Origin of the sequence: Iodobacter ciconiae (assembly GCF_003952345.1) — a bacterium.
GTDB classification, from domain to species: Bacteria; Pseudomonadota; Gammaproteobacteria; order Burkholderiales; family Chitinibacteraceae; genus Iodobacter; species Iodobacter ciconiae.
Genome location: NZ_CP034433.1, coordinates 2,431,666 through 2,450,408, shown reverse-complemented (window position 1 = coordinate 2,450,408; position 18,743 = coordinate 2,431,666). Strand labels below are relative to the sequence as shown.

Here is an 18,743-nt window from a genome sequence, read left to right as displayed (position 1 = left end):
CTGTTATAGGCTTGCTAATATGGGGTGTCGTAAATTAAGCACTTAGTCTAGCCAGCCCACGCCAATGGGTCTATGGGGCGGCTATTTTGTCTTAATTCAAAGTATAAGCCGGAATCTGCCATTCCACCGCTGTTACCACTGGTGGCAATGCTGTCTCCTGCCTTGATCGTATCACCGACTTGCTTAAGAATGCTTTCATTTGCAGCGTAAATACTCATATATCCGCCACCATGATCAATGATCAGCATATTGCCAAAGCCACGCAGCCATTCGGCAAAGACCACCCGCCCGCTGGCCACGGCTTTGACGCTCTGGCCGGATGCCGCGCGGATAAAGATTCCCTTCCATTGGCCGCCCTCGCCACGCGCCGCACCATAGCGGCCGGTGATCTCACCTTTGATTGGCAGACGAAGCTTGCCCTTGAGTGAAGCAAAGGCCTGTCCTGATTGCTCTGCTGCTGGTTGCACCGTGGTGACTTCCGGCTCGGGCTCGGCTTTGGGAGCGGGCTTTCCGGCAGCTTTTGCCTTGGCCTGAGCTGCAGCATTACGTGCAGCGCGCTCGCGGGTTTTTTTCTCTGCAAGCAGTTTGGCCTGGGCCGCTTTTCTGGTGCGCTCAAGCTCCTGGCGTTTGATGATGGCGTTGAGCTTATCTACAAGCCCGGTTAAGCGTTTTTCGTCCGCGGCCAGCTTTTGGATCTGATTACGCTGGCTGCTGATTTCTTGTGAGAGGTTGCTTACAATTTGCTGTTTTTCCTGCTGTTCGGAAACCAGCATTTCTTTTTGTTGTTTTTTCTTTCGGGCGAGTTGCTGCAGGCTTTCATTTTTTTGCCGTATATCTTCGCTTAAACGGGAGAGCTCACTTAGCTGCGTTTCAAGTTTATTAGCCAGCTGAAGTTGCGAGCGGCTGATATAGCGGTAATAAGTCAGCTCACGGCTGACCTGGTTAGGGTCTTGCTGATTGAGCAGCAGACGCCATGCTTCGATTTGCCCTGCTTTGTAACGTGTTCGGAGGATTTGTCCAAGGCGGAGCTGGCTGGCCTGGATGCCTTTGCGGGTGCGGCTGATATCGCTTTCCAGGCGGGATATTTCGACACTCGTGAGTGCCTGTTCCTGCTGCATTGAGCTAAGTACGCGATTAGCATCAGAAATAGCTGTTTCAGCGTCTTTTAAAGCATCACTGGCTTCACTGCGGTGCGATTCATTGGCTGCCAGATCTTTTTTTAGCTCCTGCAGCTGGCCGCGTAAGTCTTTTAACTCGGCTTGTCTTGCCTCGGATTCCTGTTTAGGCACAGCCGGCGCAGCCGGTGCTGCAAGTGCACCGGTTGTCAGCATCAAAAGAAAAAGCGCTCTGAGCATTCTTAAAAGTTTACCAAGGATTGAGCCCTTACTTAGGGAAGATATAAGCCTGCCGCAGCCTAAGATTTTAAGTCAGGTGCGGCAGGTGTAGTGCTTGCAATGCATCGTTTACTTCGTAATCCTTCATGCGTTCAAGGATTAGAACATTGACCCGCTTATTTTACTATGGTCAGTGCTTTTTTAAATATCCCGGTCTTTAAAACCTTACTGCTCAGGATAGGTGGACCAGTGATTTACCTGTCATTTCTTCCGGCTGATCCAAACCCATCAGTGCCAGCATAGTGGGGGCAATATCACGCAAAGCACCACTGCCTCGTGGCGCCATTGTTGCCGGGCGGCCGATGTAGACAAAAGGAACCTGGTCCGTCGTATGCTGGGTATGGGGTTGATGCGCGGTGTGATCAAACATCAGCTCGCAATTACCATGATCAGCCGTAATCAGGACTTCTCCTCCGGCTGCAAGCATAGCGTCAACGCATTGTGCAACACTCTGGTCCAAAGCTTCAACTGCTTTAACCGCTGCATCGAAAATACCCGAGTGCCCAACCATATCGCCATTTGCATAATTACAAATAATGGCTGCGTATTGTTTGGATTCGATGGCTGCGACAATTTGGCGAGTGATTTCCGGTGCGCTCATTTCGGGTTGCAAATCGTAAGTAGCTACTTTAGGCGATGGCACCAGGATACGATCTTCACCGGTAAATTCTTTTTCTTCTCCACCCGAGAAAAAATAAGTCACGTGTGGGTATTTTTCGGTTTCAGCGATTCGTAGTTGTTTTAAGCCTTTATTGGCGACATATTCACCAAAACTGTTTTGCACTTTAGGTTTGTCATAAGCTACCAGCAGCTCTGGATAAGCTGCGCCGTAATTAGTGGCGCTGCTAAATGAAGCAAATTTAGGCTGGCGTGCTTTAAAGCCATCAAAACTTACATCGGTTAGTGCTGTGGTGATCTGGCGGGCACGGTCGGCACGGAAATTCATAAAGATCACTACATCGCCGTCTTGCATGGATGACGGTGCGCCAATTGCTGTTGCGGCAATGAACTCATCGTTTTCATCGCGTGCGTAACCGGCTGCCAGCGCTTGTGCTGCATTATCTGCATGATAAAGGCCTTTGCCTTCAACCATAACGTTGTAGGCAGGCTCGACGCGCTCCCAGCGTTTATCTCTGTCCATGGCCCAGTAGCGGCCTGTAACGGAAGCAATCCGTGCAGCCGGATGGCTGTCGCAAACGGCCTGTAGTTTTTCTAAGTAAATTGCTGCGCTGCGCGGTGGCGTATCACGGCCATCCAGAAAGGCATGTACATTAATCTGGCCTACGCCGGCATCGCCAGCTGCAGCAACCAGTGCATTGATATGTGCTTCGTGACTGTGAACCCCGCCATCAGAGATTAGGCCTAAGATGTGCAGCGTTTTGCCGCTATTTTTAGCTTGTTCGATAGCTGCAGCAAAAACAGGGTTCTGACCGATAGAGCCATCAGCCACATCACAGTCGATGCGGCTGATGTCTTGCTGTAGTACCCGGCCAGCTCCAATATTGAGGTGGCCAACTTCAGAGTTGCCAAACTGGCCCTTAGGTAAACCGACATGCTCTTCGGATGCATTGATTGTTGTCCACGGGTAGGTGGCAAACAGGCGATCAAGGTGCGGTTTTTTTGCTGCGGCAATGGCATTGTCCGCTGTCTCTTCGCGGTAACCATAGCCATCTAGAATCAGCAAAAGAACGGGCTTGACGTTTTGGCTCATATTTATTTATCCCTGTGATGGATGCTGCTGGTATTTAATGCTTGCTCAGCAGACAAACAAATTTTAAATATCGCTAGTATTCTAACTCATTGCATAATAGCCTCTATGACGTTTGGCAATATTTCTACCAAATTAAGCAAGAAATAATTAGAATATCCCCTCAAACCTTTTTAATATCAGATAGCGATTATGGCCAATTCCATTGAGCATATGGACGACCCCCACATTGATCAGGCATCGCGTGCGATGAAGGCGATGTCACACCCCTTGCGTTTGAAAATTCTGTGCGTGCTTGGTGACAAAGAAGTTAGCGTGCAAGATATTGTTGAGCAGGTCGGTACGACCCAATCGAATATTTCCCAGCACTTAGCCCTAATGAGGGAAAAAGGGGTGTTGCGTACACGCAAAGATGCCAATCGGGTTTATTACCGTGTGGGTGATTTACGTACGCTGGAAGTGATTGTGATGTTAAGAAACGTATTTTGTGGCTTTTAAATGATTACATCGCGTATTGTGTACGCGATGTAATCATTACAATTTAATGATGATTAACGTGTTAAATTTTTCAAATAATTCTCCAGCTTTTCTTTTTTGAGTCTTCCTAGTTCAATTGCAATCCGTTCACCTTTTGCGTTGTATATTGCGGTAAAGGGTAATCCGCCTAGTTGATTACCCTCTTTGCGCATTAATTCCATTGCATTTGCATCTCCAAAAAGAGTTGGATAATTTATTCCATATTGCTTTGCAAATGCTGCGATATCTTTTTGCTCATCAATGGCAATACCAATAAATTGTGCCTTTCCTGCATATTGTTTTTGCAGTGCGATAAACTCCGGAATTTCTTCCCGGCAAGGGCCGCACCATGTTGCCCAGAAGTTGATAATGAGCGGCTTTCCTTTCCATTGACTTAAGGCTTGTATTTTATTTTGCAAATCAGGAAGTTGTGCTGAAAAAATAGCACTCTCTGCCTGAGCCAAGCTGCTTAGCAGACTTAAAGTAATGAGCCAGTATTTCATTGTTTTTCCTGTTTAATGCGTGCCAAAGTGGCTTTAAATGCAGCCGGACTCTGGTAGCCAATTACGCGTTCATTGAGAAAACGGCCATTATTGTCTGTAAATAAAATAGCGGGCGGGCCAAATAGCTTAAATCGTTTTAATAATGCCTGATCTGCAGCATTGTTTTGGGTGACATCGGCTCGCAGTAACACCATGTTTGCCAAGGATTTTTGAATGTCTGGATTGCTCAGCGTGTCACGTTCAAACTCTTTGCAGGCAATACACCAATCAGCATAGAAATCAAGCATGACCATTTTGCCATTGGCCTGATTGATCGCCCGGTCTAATTCTTGTTCCGAAGTAATCGGGGTAAAGTGAGGGCCGCTTTCCGTATCTGATTTTTCCCATAATGGCCTCGCTACCCAGGCTGCCATTACCAGCAGCAATATACCAAAGACAATTTTTACTCCGCGCATGATTTTGCCAGACAGTCTGGGCAGAATGCTGCCGCCAAAAGCACCAATGGCAAGTAGTGGCAGCCCCAGCCCCAGTGCCAGCATATAGAGCGCACTGCCGCCAAGCAGCAGATCTCCTGTCTGTCCCAGATAAGCCAGCGCTGCAGCGAGAGGAGGGGCGATACAGGGGCCGACAATCAGGGCAGATAATGCACCCATGGCAAACACTGAAGTAAATTGTCCACCCGGTAAACGATTGGACCATTCATTCATTTTGCTCTGAATGCCCCCGGACAATTGCAGATCAAACAGACCGAACATTGCCAGCGCCATTAAGACAAAGAACAGAGAAAACATTGCAATAACAAAAGGTTGTTGTAAGGCTACAACAAGCAAAGTGCCTGTTGCGGCAGCAGCAATACCGATAAGGGTGTAGCTTAGAGCCAGGCCTTGCACATAGGTAAAGGTCAGGCCTAATGCACGTATTTTACCCTGCTGGCCATTACCCAGCACAATGCCGGACACAATGGGAATCAGGGGGTACATGCATGAGGTGAGAGCAAGTGCGATGCCCGCCAGAAAGAACACACCCAGCGTGGCAAGAAAGCTGCCGCTGAAATAAATATCGGCCCCGCCGGGGCCGATTTCAGCGGGGCTGGTGCTTTTTCCAAATAGTTGATCAAGTGCATCTTTGGGCTGTTCGCCCAGCTTTAGGAGTTGTGTCTGAGGGGGATAGCAAACACCTATTTCCGCACAGCCCTGGAATTTCGCAGTAATGGCCGCATTTACAGGAAACGGGGTGCTGGATTTGATCTGTACCGAGGTGTCATATTTGTACACCTGTACTTTGCCAAAGCTGGGATCGTTTTTCTCGACCCCCGCAGGAAGCTGGGGCTGTAGGGTCTGATCAGATTTAAAGGTAATTCGCTCCCGGTAGAGATAATAGCCCGGAGCAACTTTAAAACGTGCTTCCATGGTGTGATCATCAATCTGTACCATATAGGCCTGAAATGCTTTTTCAGGTGGTAGCAAATCGTCTGCAGCATGGGCTGCGCCAAATAAGGCCAGAACAAGGAAAATAATACGCAGCATCATGCTTGCACCTCTTTATCAAGCCAATTCAGGTAGGCAGGTAATCCTGCGGCGGGGCTCAGGGCGATAATTTCAGCTACCTCATAAGGGTGATTTGTCTGCAGCCAGGCTTCCAGAGCCGGGTAAGCCGCCTGGGTTGTTTTAATCAGCAGGGGAACTTCCTGAGTGATTTCGATTCTCTCATTCCATCGGTATGTAGACTGTACCGGTGCAAATTGGTTCACACAGGCAGCCAGTCGGGCGGTTACAAGGCCGGTAGCCAGCTGATTTGCTACATTTTCGTCCGGGCAATTACACAGGACGATCAAAATATTTTCTGGAGTTGTCATGCCTTACCTGCTGTTATTGCTTTTTGTGGCCTACCCGATTGCCGAAATTATCACGATTGTTTTGCTGGCAAAAGCGATTGGTACTTTTTGGGTCGTACTGTGGCTGGTGACGGCTTTTCTGGGCGGTTTACTGATGCTGCGTCATCATAAGCTTGCAGTTGGTGCGGCCCTGCTGGGTGATCTGCGCGCAGGGCGCTTATCTGTTCGTAGCCTGTTTGCTGTTGCACGTTATTACATTGCTGCTGTTTTGCTTTTATTACCCGGTATTTTGGGTGATGTGCTTGCTCTGGTCTTATTACTGCCCTGGGGGGCGCTGATGGGAAAACCGGCTGCACCACTGGCATCCGCTCCTTTTTCTGCACCCGCTGGTGATGTGATTGACGGCGAGTATCGCCAGGTAAAGCCTGATGTGGACCGTTTGCAGGGCTGACAAAAAATCGCCGCGAGATTTTCTCTGCGGCGATTTTTTTATTTCAGCATAATCATACTGACGCCTTGCAAAATGGTTTGCTCCAAACCGGGCACGACGATATTGAGCACCAGTTGAATCGCCAAAATCAACACGAGCGGCGTGATGTCCACACCACCAATAGGTGGGATAAAACGATGCAGCGGGCGCAGAAAAGGCTCGGTCAGTGCGGTCAGAATCGGCATCAGAGGGTTGTAGGGTGAAAGCCAGGACATCAGCGCCTGACCAATTACCGTGGCAAGCAGCAGATACAGAGACATTTTGCAGACTTCCAGCAGGGCCGCCAGGGCCAGTGAAAGTAGCGAAAACAGTGCAGTAAAATCAAAGGGCCATGGGGATAGCGCCAATAACACTGCATGCATCATCAGTGCCACCAGCCAGGCCAGCATCAGGCTGGCACTGTCCAAACCGCGAAATGGCGGCAAAATACGCCGGACAGGAATCACGGCCCAGTTAGTGAGGGACAAAACAAACTGGGTGATCGGATGCTTGAATGGAATCCGTGCCGCCTGTAAAAAGAAGCGGGCTAAAAGCAGCAAAATAAAAAATTCGGATAAATTACGAATTAAAAAATTAAGCGTGTTTGTAAGCATCGTAAATCCTCAGACTTCAAGACTGCGTGTGGATTCTTCCCCCAACTCGCGGGAGCGAGCGGCAGCAGCCGAGGCCGCTGCAATAATGGTTGTGCGTACCTGGCTGGTTTCGAGTGCATTAATGGCGCGCTCGGTTGTGCCGCCTTTGGAGGTGACTTTCTGCCTTAGGGTGGCGGCATCGTCTTCGCTTTGCATGGCCAGCTTGACCGCTCCAGAGAAAGTTTGGTAAGCCAGTTTGCGGGCAATCTCGGGGCCAAAGCCCTGTGCTCGGGCAGCAGCTTGCAGGGCTTCCATAAAATAGAAAACATAGGCGGGGCCGGAGCCGGAAATCGCCGTAATGCCATCGATATCACTTTCTTTTTCTACCCACACCATTTCACCAATTGCAGCCAGCATGCGCTCGGTTAATTCACGATCTGCAGTATTTACATCGCTGGTGGCGTAAGCGCCGGACATGCCTGCCTGAACCAGTGCCGGGGTATTGGGCATCACCCGCACAATGCGCGGATAGGTATTCAGCCACTGCGACAGCGTATCCACCCTGATGCCTGCTGCAATGGAGATAATCAGTGCGCCATTTATCTGTTTTTGCACGGACTTTGCCACGGCCTGTAATTGCTGAGGTTTTACCGCGAACAAAATGGCGTCACTTTGAGGAATAGCGGTTTCCGGATCACTGGTGCTTACACCCAGGCTGGTACCGAGCTGCTCACGTTTAAGCGCGTCGGGCTCGACTACATGGATTTGAGCGGCGGTAAAGCCTTGTTTGATCATGCCGCCTATCATTGCGATGGCCATATTTCCGCCACCGATAAAAGTGATTTTCATAATTTCCTTACAAGTAGTTGGCCCAAAAGATCATTAATTGCCTGATCTAAACAAGATTTGTTTGTGTCAGCGGGCATTGTGCACCGGCGCTTACTCAATCAATATATTTACGACAGAGCATCATGGTCATGATGAAATGTTTGGATAGCTGCGAGCGCCGAATAACGCGGTTCCTACTCGCACGAGGGTTGAACCCTCGCTAATGGCGGTTTCTAAATCACCTGACATGCCCATCGATAAAGTGTCGAGGTCTACGCCTGCGGTGATTAGCTGATTTTGTAAATTCCTCAGAAGCGTAAACTGTCTGGCCAGCTGCGTTAAATCTTGCGTAGGCTCGGGAATACACATTAAACCACGTAATTTTATACGAGGTAATTGACAGATTTTTGTCGCCAGTAGCATGCATTCACCGGGTGAAATGCCGGACTTTGATGCTTCACCCGATACATTGACCTGGATGCAGACATTTAAAGCTGCTAAATGTTCCGGGCGTTGCGCAGAAAGGCGTTCAGCGATCTTAAAACGGTCAATTGAATGAACCCAGTCTGCCAACTCTGCCACAGATCGGGTTTTATTGCTCTGTAGCGGCCCGATAAAGTGCCAGATGAGTTCATTACAATCTGTTAAAGCTGCATGTTTATCTATTAATTCTTGAACATAATTTTCGCCAAAGGAGCGCTGGCCGTTTGAATACAGCTCTCTGATGGCTTCACTGGGGAATGTCTTACTTACCGCCAACAAGGTGATGGCGCTGCTTTCTCTCTGACTAGCGGCGGCGGCTTTTGCAATGCGCTTTTGCACATCTTGCCATGCTGTAAATATCGTTGCCATAATGGGTTATCAACTTTTGGGCCGTATTCGGTGCAGACCGGGCTTTATTTTTAGTTAAGAGGAAATTGTCTGTTCGGGTTATATGTAGAGGGTTTTTTGAGGCAGGGCTTCTTAAACCAAAAAATCCTCTAAATATGGCCAAAACACGCGCTTTTTCAGTAGATCAGTCTTCAGTCCGACAGGCTACTTGGGCATTATCACGCGAAAACCTATTATGCGGACAGGATTAAACAATGGAAATCTCTGAATTATTAGCTTTTACCGTAAAAAATAAGGCATCTGACTTACATCTTTCTTCCGGTTTGCCCCCGATGATTCGGGTAGACGGGGATATTCGCCGGATCAATACGCCAGCTCTCGCACATAAAGACGTTCACGATATGGTGTATGACATCATGAACGACGGTCAGCGCAAGATTTACGAAGATACGCTGGAATGCGACTTTTCCTTCGAAATACCGCGTTTGGCACGTTTCCGGGTGAATGCCTTTGTGCAAAATCGTGGCGCAAGTGCTGTTTTCCGGGTGATTCCGTCGGAGATCAAAACGCTGGAAGAGCTGGGCTGCCCACGTATTTTTCAGGAGATTGCCGATACGCCACGCGGCTTGGTGCTGGTTACCGGGCCGACAGGTTCGGGTAAATCCACAACCTTGGCCGCGATGATTAACTATATCAATGCCAATGAATATGGTCATATCTTAACGGTGGAAGACCCGATCGAATTTGTGCACACTTCACAAAAATGTCTGATTAATCAGCGTGAAGTCGGGCCGCACACCATGAGCTTCTCCAACGCTTTGCGTTCTGCTTTGCGCGAGGATCCGGATGTGATTCTGGTTGGGGAAATGCGCGATCTGGAAACCATCCGTTTGGCGCTGACGGCTGCTGAAACCGGGCATTTGGTGTTCGGGACTTTGCACACCTCATCTGCCGCTAAAACCATTGACCGGGTCGTGGACGTATTTCCTGCCGCAGAAAAAGAAATGGTGCGATCAATGTTATCTGAATCGCTACGTGCGGTTATTTCACAAACACTGCTAAAAAAGAAAGAAGGCGGGCGGGTGGCTGCGCATGAAGTCATGATCGGGATTCCGGCGATTCGTAATCTGATTCGTGAAAATAAAATTGCGCAAATGTATTCAGCGATTCAAACCGGATCACAATTTGGGATGCAAACACTGGATCAGTGCCTGCAGGGTCTAGTTCAGCGCAATATTGTTTCTTTGCCAGAAGCCAGAATGAAAGCTGCAATTCCGGATAATTTCCGGGGCTGATTTAGTTCAGATCAGAGACAATGGTGGTATGAGTATGTCATCTACTCAAGCCATTGTTGTCTGCTTCAATAAGAACACACGTTAGCAATTGGGCGGGGTGTAGTTTTGGAAGATGAGGAGTAGATTTTTTAATTACATCACTTATTAATCGAGTAATATCCCATTGGTTTAATAGAACCATATAACAGCATTTTAATTAACGTATAGCGGAAAAAAGAAAAATGGAAAAAGAACAGGCCGCAAAATTTATGCATGATCTTTTGCGGCATATGCGTGGCAAAGGCGCTTCAGACTTATTTATTACCTCTGATTTTCCGCCAGCGATGAAAATTGATGGGAAAGTAACGCCGGTTTCCAATCAAATTTTAACCGCCCAGCATAGTAAGGAATTGGCCAGGGCGATTATGAATGATCGTCAGGCTGAGGATTTTGAAGCAAGTAAAGAATGTAATTTTGCCATCAGCCCCGGCCAGCTTGGCCGTTTCCGGGTGAATGCCTTTATGCAGCAAGGCCACGTGGGTATGGTGCTGCGTACAATTAACTCAGAAATCCCTTCTCTTGGCGAATTAGGTTTGCCACCGGTGCTGTGTGATATCGCCATGGCTAAGCGTGGCCTGGTGATTTTTGTGGGCGGTACCGGCTCGGGGAAATCGACTTCGCTGGCTGCGATGATCGGGCATAGAAATGAGCATGGGTATGACCACATCATTACAATTGAAGACCCGATTGAATATGTGCACGCACATAAAAACTGCATTGTGACGCAGCGCGAAGTGGGAGTTGATACCGACTCCTGGCAGGCGGCTTTAAAAAATACTCTGCGCCAGGCACCGGATGTGATTTTGATCGGTGAGATCCGTGATCGCGAAACCATGGATTACGCGATTGCGTTTTCTGAAACCGGTCACCTTTGTATGGCTACATTGCATGCCAACTCTGCCAATCAGGCGCTGGACCGGATTATCAACTTTTTTCCTGAAGAGCGTCGTCAACAGCTTTTGATGGATTTATCTTTGAACCTGCGCTCATTTGTTTCGCAGCGTCTGGTTCCGCACCGTACAGGTAAGGGCCGTGTGGCCGCTGTGGAAGTGATGTTAAACAGCCCGCTGATTTCCGAGTTGATTTTTAAAGGTGAAATCCATGAAATCAAAGAGATCATGAAAAAATCGCGTGAATTGGGAATGCAAACTTTTGATCAGGCTCTGTTTGATCACTATGAAGCAGGCAAAATCAGTTATGAAGATGCATTGCGTAATGCGGACTCCGTAAACGATTTACGTTTGAGTATTAAGTTGCAAGGTTCTGAAGCCAAACATACAGACGTTCTTTCCGGTCTCGATCATCTTGATATTGTTTAAACCTGCCTATGCGACTTATTCAATTTTTAATATGTTCAAGTTTGTTGGTACCGCTCGCGCATGCTGCTGTTCTGGGTGAGATTCAGCTTCGCTCTGCGCTGGGCGAGCGTTTTAATGCCCGTATTAATATTGTGGCCAAGGAAGGTGAAGAGCTGGGGCTTCATTGCCTGCGGCTGATCCCCTCCCAGAGTGCGAATGCCCCGCATTTTAGTGCCCGTTTATCATTTGAACCGAATGAAAATGGCGGTGTGCTTACGCTAAGGGGAAATGAGCCCTTGCAGGAGCCGCTGCTTGATTTTTCGATTCGTTTGCGTTGCCCCAGTGAAACAAGCGCCAGTTTTCAGCGTGATTACAATGTGTTGCTTGATCCGCGGGAATATCGTCCCAGACAAAGTGCCGATTTAGTGCCTCAGGCTCCGGTACTGCAGCAGAACCTGCCTGATTTTTCAGGCACTTGGCAAAGTCAGGAGGGCGATTCGGTGGAGCAGATAGCCCGGGCTTATTTTCCGAAAGACAGAGCAAGCCGCAAGCGGATGGTGGATGAGATTTATCGCTTGAACCCGGCTATGGCACAACAGGCTCGTGCCCGCCTGCCATTAAATAAAGACGTGAAATTGCCTGATCGTAAGCATTTATTGCCTCGCGTTTCGGTGATGAGCGAGGAGAAAAATCTGCAGCTCGCGGTACCGCTACCCGTCAAAGAGTCTTTACAAATTACTGCGTCGTCTTTACCGCATTTTGCTCAGAATGGCTTTCAACTGCGTTTGTCTGAATCTCTGTCATCCATCAGTAGCAAAATACCAGCAAGCTCGGATGAAGGTTTGCTTGCCCGCGAGCGCCTGCAGCTTTTGGATATTGATGATCAGGCTGCGCAGCTATTGCAGTTTAAATATCAGATTGGCCAGCTGGAGAAACAACTAGCCTCCCTTCAGGGCCCTCCCCAGGTAGAAAGTCCTCAGGCAGAAAAGCCTCAAACAAAAAGGCTTCGTAGCAGCAGCCCTGTTTTTGTCCAAGACAAAAGCCTTAATTTGCCAGGTGCCTGGTGGCTTCTATTATTGCTGCTGATACCGGCATTTTATTTAATCTGGCGGCGGCGCAATATTGTGCGGGCAGATACGGATGTGTTTCCTCCGTCATCAGAAATGACGTCTGTTCCGCTGAGTGAGCGCCCGACGCAGATTATGCCTGACCGGAGCCAGCCTACGGGCGCGATGAATCACCTCCCTCAGGCCGCTTCAGGCTGGGGGCGTGATGATGTGGATGTGATACAGCCCAAAAATGTGTCTGAAGAAGCGCAGATGCTGCTGGATCATGGCCTGGTTACACAGGCGGTTGATCTATTGGAGGATGAAATCGAGCATCATCCAAGCTCATTAGCTTTATGGATGATGCTGTTTGACGTGTATGTTGCCCAGGGTATGCATCAGGCGTTTCAAAACAAGGCTGCTGGCTTTCGATTACAGTTTTCCAGTGACAGCCTGTGGCAGCGTGTGCAGGGCATGGGCAGGGCTTTAGATCCGGGTAATCCGCTTTATCTGCCGCCAGATGAAAACATCAGTCTGCTTCCTCAGGAAGGGTTGAGTCTGGCTATGCCGGATAGCAAAATGGAGCTCGTGGATTTTGTGGCAGGCGAGTTAGCAGGGATTAAAAAGGATGCCAGCTATATTGAGCCCGGGCCGCTTAATCTCTCGGTAGAAATACCCGGCCTTCTACCTTCGGCCGAAATGGGTTTGCCCCGCAGGACAGGATTGAACATGGCCCATTTTCAGACTGAGGATCCCGCTTTACTGTCCGTGGTCCAGCATTTGGAAAAAAATGATCTTCACTCTGCTTGTCAGCAACTTGAGCAGCTTTTGTATCATGGCACGGCAGAGCAACGTCAGGTGTCAATCAAGTGGCTGGATATTTTGATTCCATTACAAATATGATGCAGCTTAAGCAAAAAGCGAAAAGAGTAATTGCAGGATTGAGGTAAGCAACTGCAGATAGATCACGAAAACCGGCTTAAGCGTTGCAAGCGCTTAAGCCGGTTTTTATTCAATCAGTCAGATTGATGTGCTGCCAAAGTTTTAGCCAGATATTGCCCGGTATGGCTCTCTGTGCAGGCGGCTAACTCTTCGGGTGTGCCGCTCATTAGGATACGCCCGCCGCCCGCACCGCCTTCCGGTCCCAGATCAATTACCCAGTCTGCGGTCTTCACCACGTCCAGATTGTGTTCGATCACCACTACCGTGTTGCCGTGTTCGCGCAGGCGATGCAGCACTGCCAGTAGCTGATCAATATCATGGAAATGCAAACCGGTTGTTGGCTCATCCAGGATATACAGGGTGCGGCCGGTGTCGCGCTTGGATAGCTCCAGCGCCAGCTTCACCCGTTGTGCTTCACCGCCAGACAGCGTGGTGGCGCTCTGGCCTAAGCGGATGTAATCCAGGCCTACATCGGTTAGGGTTTTAAGCTTACGTGCCACCGTTGGCACGGCTTCAAAAAACGCCAGCGCCTGCTCTACCGTCATCCCCAGTACTTCGGTGATGTTTTTGCCTTTATAGAGTACTTCCAGTGTTTCGCGGTTATAGCGTTTGCCGTGGCAGACATCACAGGGCACATATACATCGGGCAGAAAGTGCATTTCTACTTTGAGTACCCCATCGCCCTGGCATGCTTCGCAGCGTCCGCCTTTTACGTTAAAGCTAAACCGTCCCGGGCTATAACCACGTTCGCGGCTGGTGGGTACGCCGGCAAACAGCTCACGAATCGGCGTAAACATGCCGGTATAGGTGGCAGGGTTAGAGCGCGGTGTACGGCCAATTGGCGATTGATCGACGTTAATCACCTTATCAAAGTGATTCAGCCCGCTGATGCTTTCAAATGGTGCTGGCTCACCTGATGCGCCGTTAAGCTCTTTCGCTGCGATGGTGTAAAGCGTGTCGTTGATCAGGGTAGATTTACCCGAGCCCGATACGCCGGTGATGCAGACAAACAAACCAACCGGTAGTTTTAGCTCAACGTGCTTCAGGTTATTGCCTGTTGCGCCTTTCAGAGACAGCCATTTTTCCGGGTCAGGCTGGCGGCGCGCTTCAGGAATAGCAATACGCCGCGTGCCGGATAAAAACTGCCCGGTGATGGAGCGAGGCTCGTTCATGATGTCTTCGGGGGTTCCCGCTGCGACCACTTCTCCGCCATGTACACCGGCGCCCGGCCCCATATCCACCAGGTAATCGGCCATACGGATAGCGTCTTCATCGTGCTCAACCACAATCACCGTGTTGTCCAGATCACGCAAATGGCGCAGCGTACCCAGCAGTCGGTCGTTATCGCGCTGATGCAGGCCAATCGATGGTTCATCCAGCACATACATCACGCCGGTTAAGCCAGAGCCAATCTGGCTGGCAAGGCGAATCCGCTGGGCTTCACCGCCCGAAAGCGTATCGGCGCTGCGATCAAGACTTAGGTAATCGAGACCAACATTGACCAGAAAACCGAGGCGCTCGCGAATCTCTTTAATGATTTTTTCTGCAATCTGCGCTTTGGCACCGGTCAGTGTTAAGGCACTAAAATAAACCGCGGTGTCTTTTAGTGCCATGCGGCTGACTTCGTGCAGATTACATTCGCCAACACGCACATTACGTGCTTCAATGCGCAGCCTTGCGCCTTCGCAATGTGGGCAGGGCTGGTTGTTCTGGTATTTGGCTAATTCTTCACGCACTGCCATCGAATCGGTTTCAACATAACGACGCTCCAGATTGGGGATAATCCCTTCAAAGGCGTGCGAGCGGGATACTTTATTACCGCGCTCGTTCATATAGGTAAAGGCAATTTCCTCGGTACCCGAGCCATGCAACACGGCTTGCTGTACTTCTTCTGTTAGCGCAGCCCACGTCTCACTGACATCAAAGCCATAGTGCTCGGCAATACTGGTCAGCATCTGGAAATAAAACTGATTACGCTTATCCCAACCCTTAATCGCACCTGCCGCCAGGCTTAAATCTGGGTGAGCTACGACGCGCTTAGGGTCAAAAAATGTGATCTGGCCCAGGCCTTCGCACTTAGGGCAAGCGCCCATCGGGTTATTAAATGAAAACAGGCGGGGCTCAAGCTCAGGCAGGCTGTAGCTACAAATCGGGCAGGCAAATTTGGCCGAAAACCAATGCTCCTTGCCGCTATCCATTTCTAGTGCAATGGCGCGGCCTTCGGCGTGGCGCAGGGCGGTTTCAAACGATTCGGCAAGGCGCTGCTTCACGTCTTCCCGTACTTTTAGCCGGTCCACCACCACTTCAATGGTGTGTTTCTTGTTTTTGTCCAGCTTAGGCGTTTCATCCAGCTCGTAAATTTCACCGTCAACCCGGACACGCACAAAGCCCTGTGCTCGCAGCTCGTCAAACAGATCGACGTTTTCGCCTTTTTTGCCGACCACAATCGGAGCCAGTACCATGAGTTTGGTTTCTTCCGGCAGCGCTAAAACGTGATCGACCATCTGGCTGACAGTTTGTGATTGCAAGGGCTGCTTATGCTCGGGGCAGAATGGCGTGCCGACGCGGGCAAATAAGAGGCGCAGGTAATCGTGGATTTCTGTCACCGTGCCAACGGTAGAGCGCGGATTATGGCTGGTGGCTTTTTGCTCAATGGATATCGCCGGGCTGAGCCCTTCGATCAGATCAACATCGGGTTTTTCCATCAATTGTAAAAATTGCCGCGCATAAGCGGACAGCGATTCTACATAGCGGCGCTGGCCTTCGGCATACAAGGTATCAAACGCCAGGGATGATTTTCCTGAGCCGGAAAGCCCCGTAATCACAACTAAACTGCCGCGCGGCAGGTCGAGATTAACGTTTTTTAAATTGTGCGTGCGAGCGCCGCGAATGCGAATTTGCGGGGCTTCGGATGATTCGATACGACGGTACGACATAAAGGCCGGTATCTGCAGTAAAGAGGAATCGGATAATATACCGGACTTTCCTGTCAAAAGTGTGTTGGAAGCATTTACTTAATCACTACATTTTCACCAAAACGCTTAGAGTGGCATGGTTTTTATGCCTATACGCCAGGTGATGATGTAACTTCCAGCCCATCAGACGCCACTTCAAATTGCTGCCATGAATCCTATAGAACTACGTGCTTCGCTTGGTTTAGCCGGGCTTTATGCCCTGCGTATGCTGGGAATGTTTCTCATTCTGCCTGTATTCGCGGTTTACGCAGGCAAGCTTCCCGGGGGGGATAATCACACGATGGTTGGCTTGGCGTTTGGTGCTTACGGCCTGACGCAGGCCTTATTGCAACTGCCTTTTGGCATGTGGTCGGATCGGGTAGGCCGCAAAAAAGTCATCTATATCGGCCTCGCCCTGTTTGCGGTAGGTAGCGTGATGTGTGCCATGGCCGATCATGTGGCCTGGCTGATTGTGGGCCGTGCCGTGCAGGGGGCGGGGGCGATCTCGGCGGCGGTTACTGCACTGCTGGCTGATTTAACCCGCGAAGAAAACCGCACCAAGGCGATGGCGATGATCGGTGGCAGTATTGCCAGCACCTTTGCCATTTCTTTGGTCGCCGCGCCTGCGCTGGCGGCATGGGTCGGTTTGCCGGGCATCTTCCTGTTGACGGCGCTGCTGACCATTGCCGCGATGATTGGTGTGCGGCAAATTATTCCTGACCCGGTTATTTCACGTTTTCATTCTGATGCCGAAATCAGCGCCACCCGCTTGCCTGCCGTATTACGCCATCCTCAGCTACTGCGCATGAATTACGGTGTATTTGCCCTGCATGCGGCGCAAATGGCTATGTTTACCGTGATGCCGCTGCTGCTGACCCAATTAGGGGGGATTAGTCTGGAGCATCATTGGTGGGTGTATTTGCCGGTGGTGCTGATCAGCTTTGTGCTGATGGTGCCGGCGGTGATTTATGGTGAAAAAAAACAACACCTGAAAGAAGTGTTTATTTTTGCCATCAGCCTGATGCTGCTCGCCCAGCTGGGCATGGCGCTGTATATGCCTAATCTGGCCATGATCGTGGTGTGGTTGTCGGTGTATTTTATTGCTTTTAATATTCTGGAAGCCACTCAGCCCAGCCTGATTTCTAAAATTGCCCCGAGCGACGCCAAAGGTACGGCGATGGGCGTGTATAACACTTGCCAGTCACTGAGTATGTTTTTAGGTTCGGCCCTTGCAGGCTGGTTGTATCAGCAGCAGGGCAGCGTGAGCGCTATATTCTTATTGTGTGCCGCACTGATGGTGGTCTGGCTGTTTTTTGCGGCGGGAATGCAGCCACCCTTGCCGGTAAAAACACAAATGTTCCATATCGGCGATAATTGGGAGGGCAATGCACAGGCACTGTCTGTTAAACTTGCCGCAATCGACGGCGTAAAAGAGGCCGTCGTTTTAATTGATGAACGCGTGGCGTTGCTGAAAGTCTTGCAAACAGGCTGGAACGAAGCCGCGGCGCGGCAACTTATTGAAGAGACGGCTGGTTTGACTACCCCGTCTGCCCCGTAAAAGATAAAAGAAGAGATAAGCAAATGGCTTCATTAAATAAAGTAATTCTGATCGGCAACTTGGGTAAAGACCCGGAAAATCGCTTTCTGCCATCGGGTGGCGCCGTGTGTAATTTCAGCATTGCCACTACTGAAAGCTGGAAAGACAAAGCCACCGGTCAAAAGCAGGAAAAAACCGAATGGCACAATATCACTATGTACAATCGTCTGGCCGAAATTGCCGCGCAGTACCTGAAAAAAGGCTCATCGGTTTACATCGAAGGCCGCCTGCAAACGCGTAAATGGCAAGATAAAACGACCGGCCAGGACCGCTATACTACCGAAATCATCGCCGACCAGATGCAAATGCTTGGCGGGCGCGCCGCGAGCAACAGCGCACCGGCAGACAGCGGTTTTGATGATGGTGGCTACAACCAGCAGCAAAGCGGTGGCTATCAGCAGCAGCAAGCCGCTCCAGCCCCGGCCCGCCGCCCGGCACCCGCCCCAGCGGCGGCGGCACCAAAAAGCTTTGATGATTTTGAGGACGATATTCCGTTCTGACCAGCCAGTCGGAATGCATTAAGTTTTAAATGCTTGGATTTGTGAAATAAGTATTTTATTTAGGTGATTTGTATTTTTTGTATGTTTTCACGGCAGCTCATTAAGCTGTTGTGAAAACATATGTCTTTGTTCCGTTTGTTAACTCCCGCCTCATTTTTTGTATTTTGCTTCTGGCTTAATGCAATGCCTGCTTTTAATCAAAAAGAATTCTCATAACTTAAAAACTTGCCCTTCCAATAACTTGAGTTCTATCTCTGGACTGCCGCAGCATTTACCCCTGTGGGCAGCAGGCGATTTTTTGGGGGGATGTTGTTAAAGCGGGGGTAAACTTTTGGGTTACATTTATTATTTTGCCGCATGTGCCCTTGTTTAAGAGTCCGTCTATCGCTGTGCGAA

16 protein-coding genes are annotated in these 18,743 nt (G+C 49.7%); 7 read left to right on the top strand and 9 right to left on the bottom strand.

The genetic code is table 11. The features are described 5' to 3' along the window. Nucleotides 1-47 precede the first annotated feature (47 nt). Both EJO50_RS10620 and gpmI read right to left on the bottom strand, forming a co-directional pair. Nucleotides 48-1,355, bottom strand: coding sequence for a murein hydrolase activator EnvC family protein (locus EJO50_RS10620; protein ID WP_125974014.1), 1,308 nt, complete (start codon nt 1,353-1,355; stop codon nt 48-50). A gap of 211 nt (nt 1,356-1,566) precedes the next feature. Further along, the gene (gpmI, locus tag EJO50_RS10615) at nt 1,567-3,105 is read right to left on the bottom strand and encodes a 2,3-bisphosphoglycerate-independent phosphoglycerate mutase (protein ID WP_125974012.1); all 1,539 of its coding nucleotides are present in this window, start codon (nt 3,103-3,105) and stop codon (nt 1,567-1,569) included. 189 nt (nt 3,106-3,294) lie between these two features. On the opposite strand from gpmI, the gene EJO50_RS10610 reads away from it, so the two are divergent. Next, nucleotides 3,295-3,600, top strand: coding sequence for an ArsR/SmtB family transcription factor (locus EJO50_RS10610; protein ID WP_046352391.1), 306 nt, complete (start codon nt 3,295-3,297; stop codon nt 3,598-3,600). Between the two features lie 53 nt (nt 3,601-3,653). Here the strand turns inward: EJO50_RS10610 and EJO50_RS10605 are convergent, their stop codons facing one another. Genes EJO50_RS10605 through cutA form a run of 3 tightly spaced genes read right to left on the bottom strand, consistent with a single transcriptional unit; the run spans nt 3,654 to nt 5,976 of the window. Continuing rightward, the gene (locus EJO50_RS10605) at nt 3,654-4,121 is read right to left on the bottom strand and encodes a TlpA family protein disulfide reductase (protein WP_125974010.1); all 468 of its coding nucleotides are present in this window, start codon (nt 4,119-4,121) and stop codon (nt 3,654-3,656) included. Continuing rightward, nucleotides 4,118-5,650 carry a protein-disulfide reductase DsbD gene (gene dsbD / locus EJO50_RS10600; protein WP_125974008.1) on the bottom strand — a complete coding sequence of 511 codons (1,533 nt, stop codon included), beginning with the start codon at nt 5,648-5,650 and terminating at the stop codon, nt 4,118-4,120. The genes EJO50_RS10605 and dsbD overlap by 4 nt, the downstream gene beginning before the upstream one ends. After that, the gene (gene cutA / locus EJO50_RS10595) at nt 5,647-5,976 is read right to left on the bottom strand and encodes a divalent-cation tolerance protein CutA (RefSeq protein WP_125974006.1); all 330 of its coding nucleotides are present in this window, start codon (nt 5,974-5,976) and stop codon (nt 5,647-5,649) included. Before cutA ends, dsbD begins: the two co-directional genes overlap by 4 nt. On the opposite strand from cutA, the gene EJO50_RS10590 reads away from it, so the two are divergent. Then, nucleotides 5,975-6,406 carry an FxsA family protein gene (locus EJO50_RS10590; RefSeq protein WP_125974004.1) on the top strand — a complete coding sequence of 144 codons (432 nt, stop codon included), beginning with the start codon at nt 5,975-5,977 and terminating at the stop codon, nt 6,404-6,406. The genes cutA and EJO50_RS10590 overlap by 2 nt on opposite strands. A gap of 38 nt (nt 6,407-6,444) precedes the next feature. On the opposite strand, the gene EJO50_RS10585 is transcribed toward EJO50_RS10590, so the two are convergent. From EJO50_RS10585 to EJO50_RS10575, 3 genes are all read right to left on the bottom strand, one after another. Beyond that, nucleotides 6,445-7,038: a YggT family protein gene (locus tag EJO50_RS10585; RefSeq protein WP_125974002.1), complete on the bottom strand. Its 594-nt coding sequence runs from the start codon at nt 7,036-7,038 to the stop codon at nt 6,445-6,447. A 9-nt stretch (nt 7,039-7,047) separates the two neighbouring features. Next, nucleotides 7,048-7,866 carry a pyrroline-5-carboxylate reductase gene (gene proC, locus EJO50_RS10580; protein WP_233702048.1) on the bottom strand — a complete coding sequence of 273 codons (819 nt, stop codon included), beginning with the start codon at nt 7,864-7,866 and terminating at the stop codon, nt 7,048-7,050. Between the two features lie 126 nt (nt 7,867-7,992). Then, nucleotides 7,993-8,697 carry a YggS family pyridoxal phosphate-dependent enzyme gene (locus tag EJO50_RS10575; RefSeq protein ID WP_125973998.1) on the bottom strand — a complete coding sequence of 235 codons (705 nt, stop codon included), beginning with the start codon at nt 8,695-8,697 and terminating at the stop codon, nt 7,993-7,995. 233 nt (nt 8,698-8,930) lie between these two features. On the opposite strand from EJO50_RS10575, the gene EJO50_RS10570 reads away from it, so the two are divergent. The 3 genes from EJO50_RS10570 to EJO50_RS10560 all read left to right on the top strand — a co-directional run bounded on the left by EJO50_RS10570 (nt 8,931) and on the right by EJO50_RS10560 (nt 13,257). Further along, nucleotides 8,931-9,971, top strand: coding sequence for a type IV pilus twitching motility protein PilT (locus tag EJO50_RS10570; RefSeq protein WP_125973996.1), 1,041 nt, complete (start codon nt 8,931-8,933; stop codon nt 9,969-9,971). Between the two features lie 221 nt (nt 9,972-10,192). Beyond that, nucleotides 10,193-11,329: a PilT/PilU family type 4a pilus ATPase gene (locus EJO50_RS10565; RefSeq protein ID WP_125973994.1), complete on the top strand. Its 1,137-nt coding sequence runs from the start codon at nt 10,193-10,195 to the stop codon at nt 11,327-11,329. A gap of 41 nt (nt 11,330-11,370) precedes the next feature. Then, on the top strand, nt 11,371-13,257 hold the full coding sequence (locus EJO50_RS10560) for a type IV pilus assembly protein FimV (protein ID WP_125973992.1): 1,887 nt from the start codon (nt 11,371-11,373) through the stop codon (nt 13,255-13,257). A 113-nt stretch (nt 13,258-13,370) separates the two neighbouring features. Here EJO50_RS10560 and uvrA read toward each other — a convergent pair whose 3' ends face one another. Then, nucleotides 13,371-16,232 (bottom strand): excinuclease ABC subunit UvrA, encoded by a 2,862-nt coding sequence (uvrA, locus tag EJO50_RS10555; RefSeq protein WP_125973990.1) that lies wholly within the window; start codon nt 16,230-16,232, stop codon nt 13,371-13,373. Between the two features lie 187 nt (nt 16,233-16,419). On the opposite strand from uvrA, the gene EJO50_RS10550 reads away from it, so the two are divergent. Together EJO50_RS10550 and ssb are read left to right on the top strand one after the other, a co-directional pair. Next, nucleotides 16,420-17,808, top strand: a complete 1,389-nt coding sequence (locus EJO50_RS10550) for an MFS transporter (protein WP_125973988.1) — start codon at nt 16,420-16,422, stop codon at nt 17,806-17,808. 23 nt (nt 17,809-17,831) lie between these two features. Further along, complete coding sequence (gene ssb / locus EJO50_RS10545; protein WP_125973986.1) at nt 17,832-18,347, top strand: single-stranded DNA-binding protein; 516 nt, start codon at nt 17,832-17,834, stop codon at nt 18,345-18,347. Nucleotides 18,348-18,743: the final 396 nt, after the last annotated feature.

What these genes read in the sequence shown, in the direction of transcription:
- ssb (WP_125973986.1), top strand. Translation starts at nt 17,832, where the DNA reads ATGGCTTCATTAAATAAAGTAATTCTGATCGGCAACTTGGGTAAAGAC.
- dsbD (WP_125974008.1), bottom strand. Translation starts at nt 5,650, where the DNA reads ATGATGCTGCGTATTATTTTCCTTGTTCTGGCCTTATTTGGCGCAGCC.
- cutA (WP_125974006.1), bottom strand. Translation starts at nt 5,976, where the DNA reads ATGACAACTCCAGAAAATATTTTGATCGTCCTGTGTAATTGCCCGGAC.
- EJO50_RS10620 (WP_125974014.1), bottom strand. Translation starts at nt 1,355, where the DNA reads ATGCTCAGAGCGCTTTTTCTTTTGATGCTGACAACCGGTGCACTTGCA.
- EJO50_RS10590 (WP_125974004.1), top strand. Translation starts at nt 5,975, where the DNA reads ATGCCTTACCTGCTGTTATTGCTTTTTGTGGCCTACCCGATTGCCGAA.
- EJO50_RS10570 (WP_125973996.1), top strand. Translation starts at nt 8,931, where the DNA reads ATGGAAATCTCTGAATTATTAGCTTTTACCGTAAAAAATAAGGCATCT.
- EJO50_RS10605 (WP_125974010.1), bottom strand. Translation starts at nt 4,121, where the DNA reads ATGAAATACTGGCTCATTACTTTAAGTCTGCTAAGCAGCTTGGCTCAG.
- EJO50_RS10585 (WP_125974002.1), bottom strand. Translation starts at nt 7,038, where the DNA reads ATGCTTACAAACACGCTTAATTTTTTAATTCGTAATTTATCCGAATTT.
- EJO50_RS10565 (WP_125973994.1), top strand. Translation starts at nt 10,193, where the DNA reads ATGGAAAAAGAACAGGCCGCAAAATTTATGCATGATCTTTTGCGGCAT.
- EJO50_RS10610 (WP_046352391.1), top strand. Translation starts at nt 3,295, where the DNA reads ATGGCCAATTCCATTGAGCATATGGACGACCCCCACATTGATCAGGCA.
- proC (WP_233702048.1), bottom strand. Translation starts at nt 7,866, where the DNA reads ATGAAAATCACTTTTATCGGTGGCGGAAATATGGCCATCGCAATGATA.
- EJO50_RS10575 (WP_125973998.1), bottom strand. Translation starts at nt 8,697, where the DNA reads ATGGCAACGATATTTACAGCATGGCAAGATGTGCAAAAGCGCATTGCA.
- gpmI (WP_125974012.1), bottom strand. Translation starts at nt 3,105, where the DNA reads ATGAGCCAAAACGTCAAGCCCGTTCTTTTGCTGATTCTAGATGGCTAT.
- EJO50_RS10550 (WP_125973988.1), top strand. Translation starts at nt 16,420, where the DNA reads ATGAATCCTATAGAACTACGTGCTTCGCTTGGTTTAGCCGGGCTTTAT.
- uvrA (WP_125973990.1), bottom strand. Translation starts at nt 16,232, where the DNA reads ATGTCGTACCGTCGTATCGAATCATCCGAAGCCCCGCAAATTCGCATT.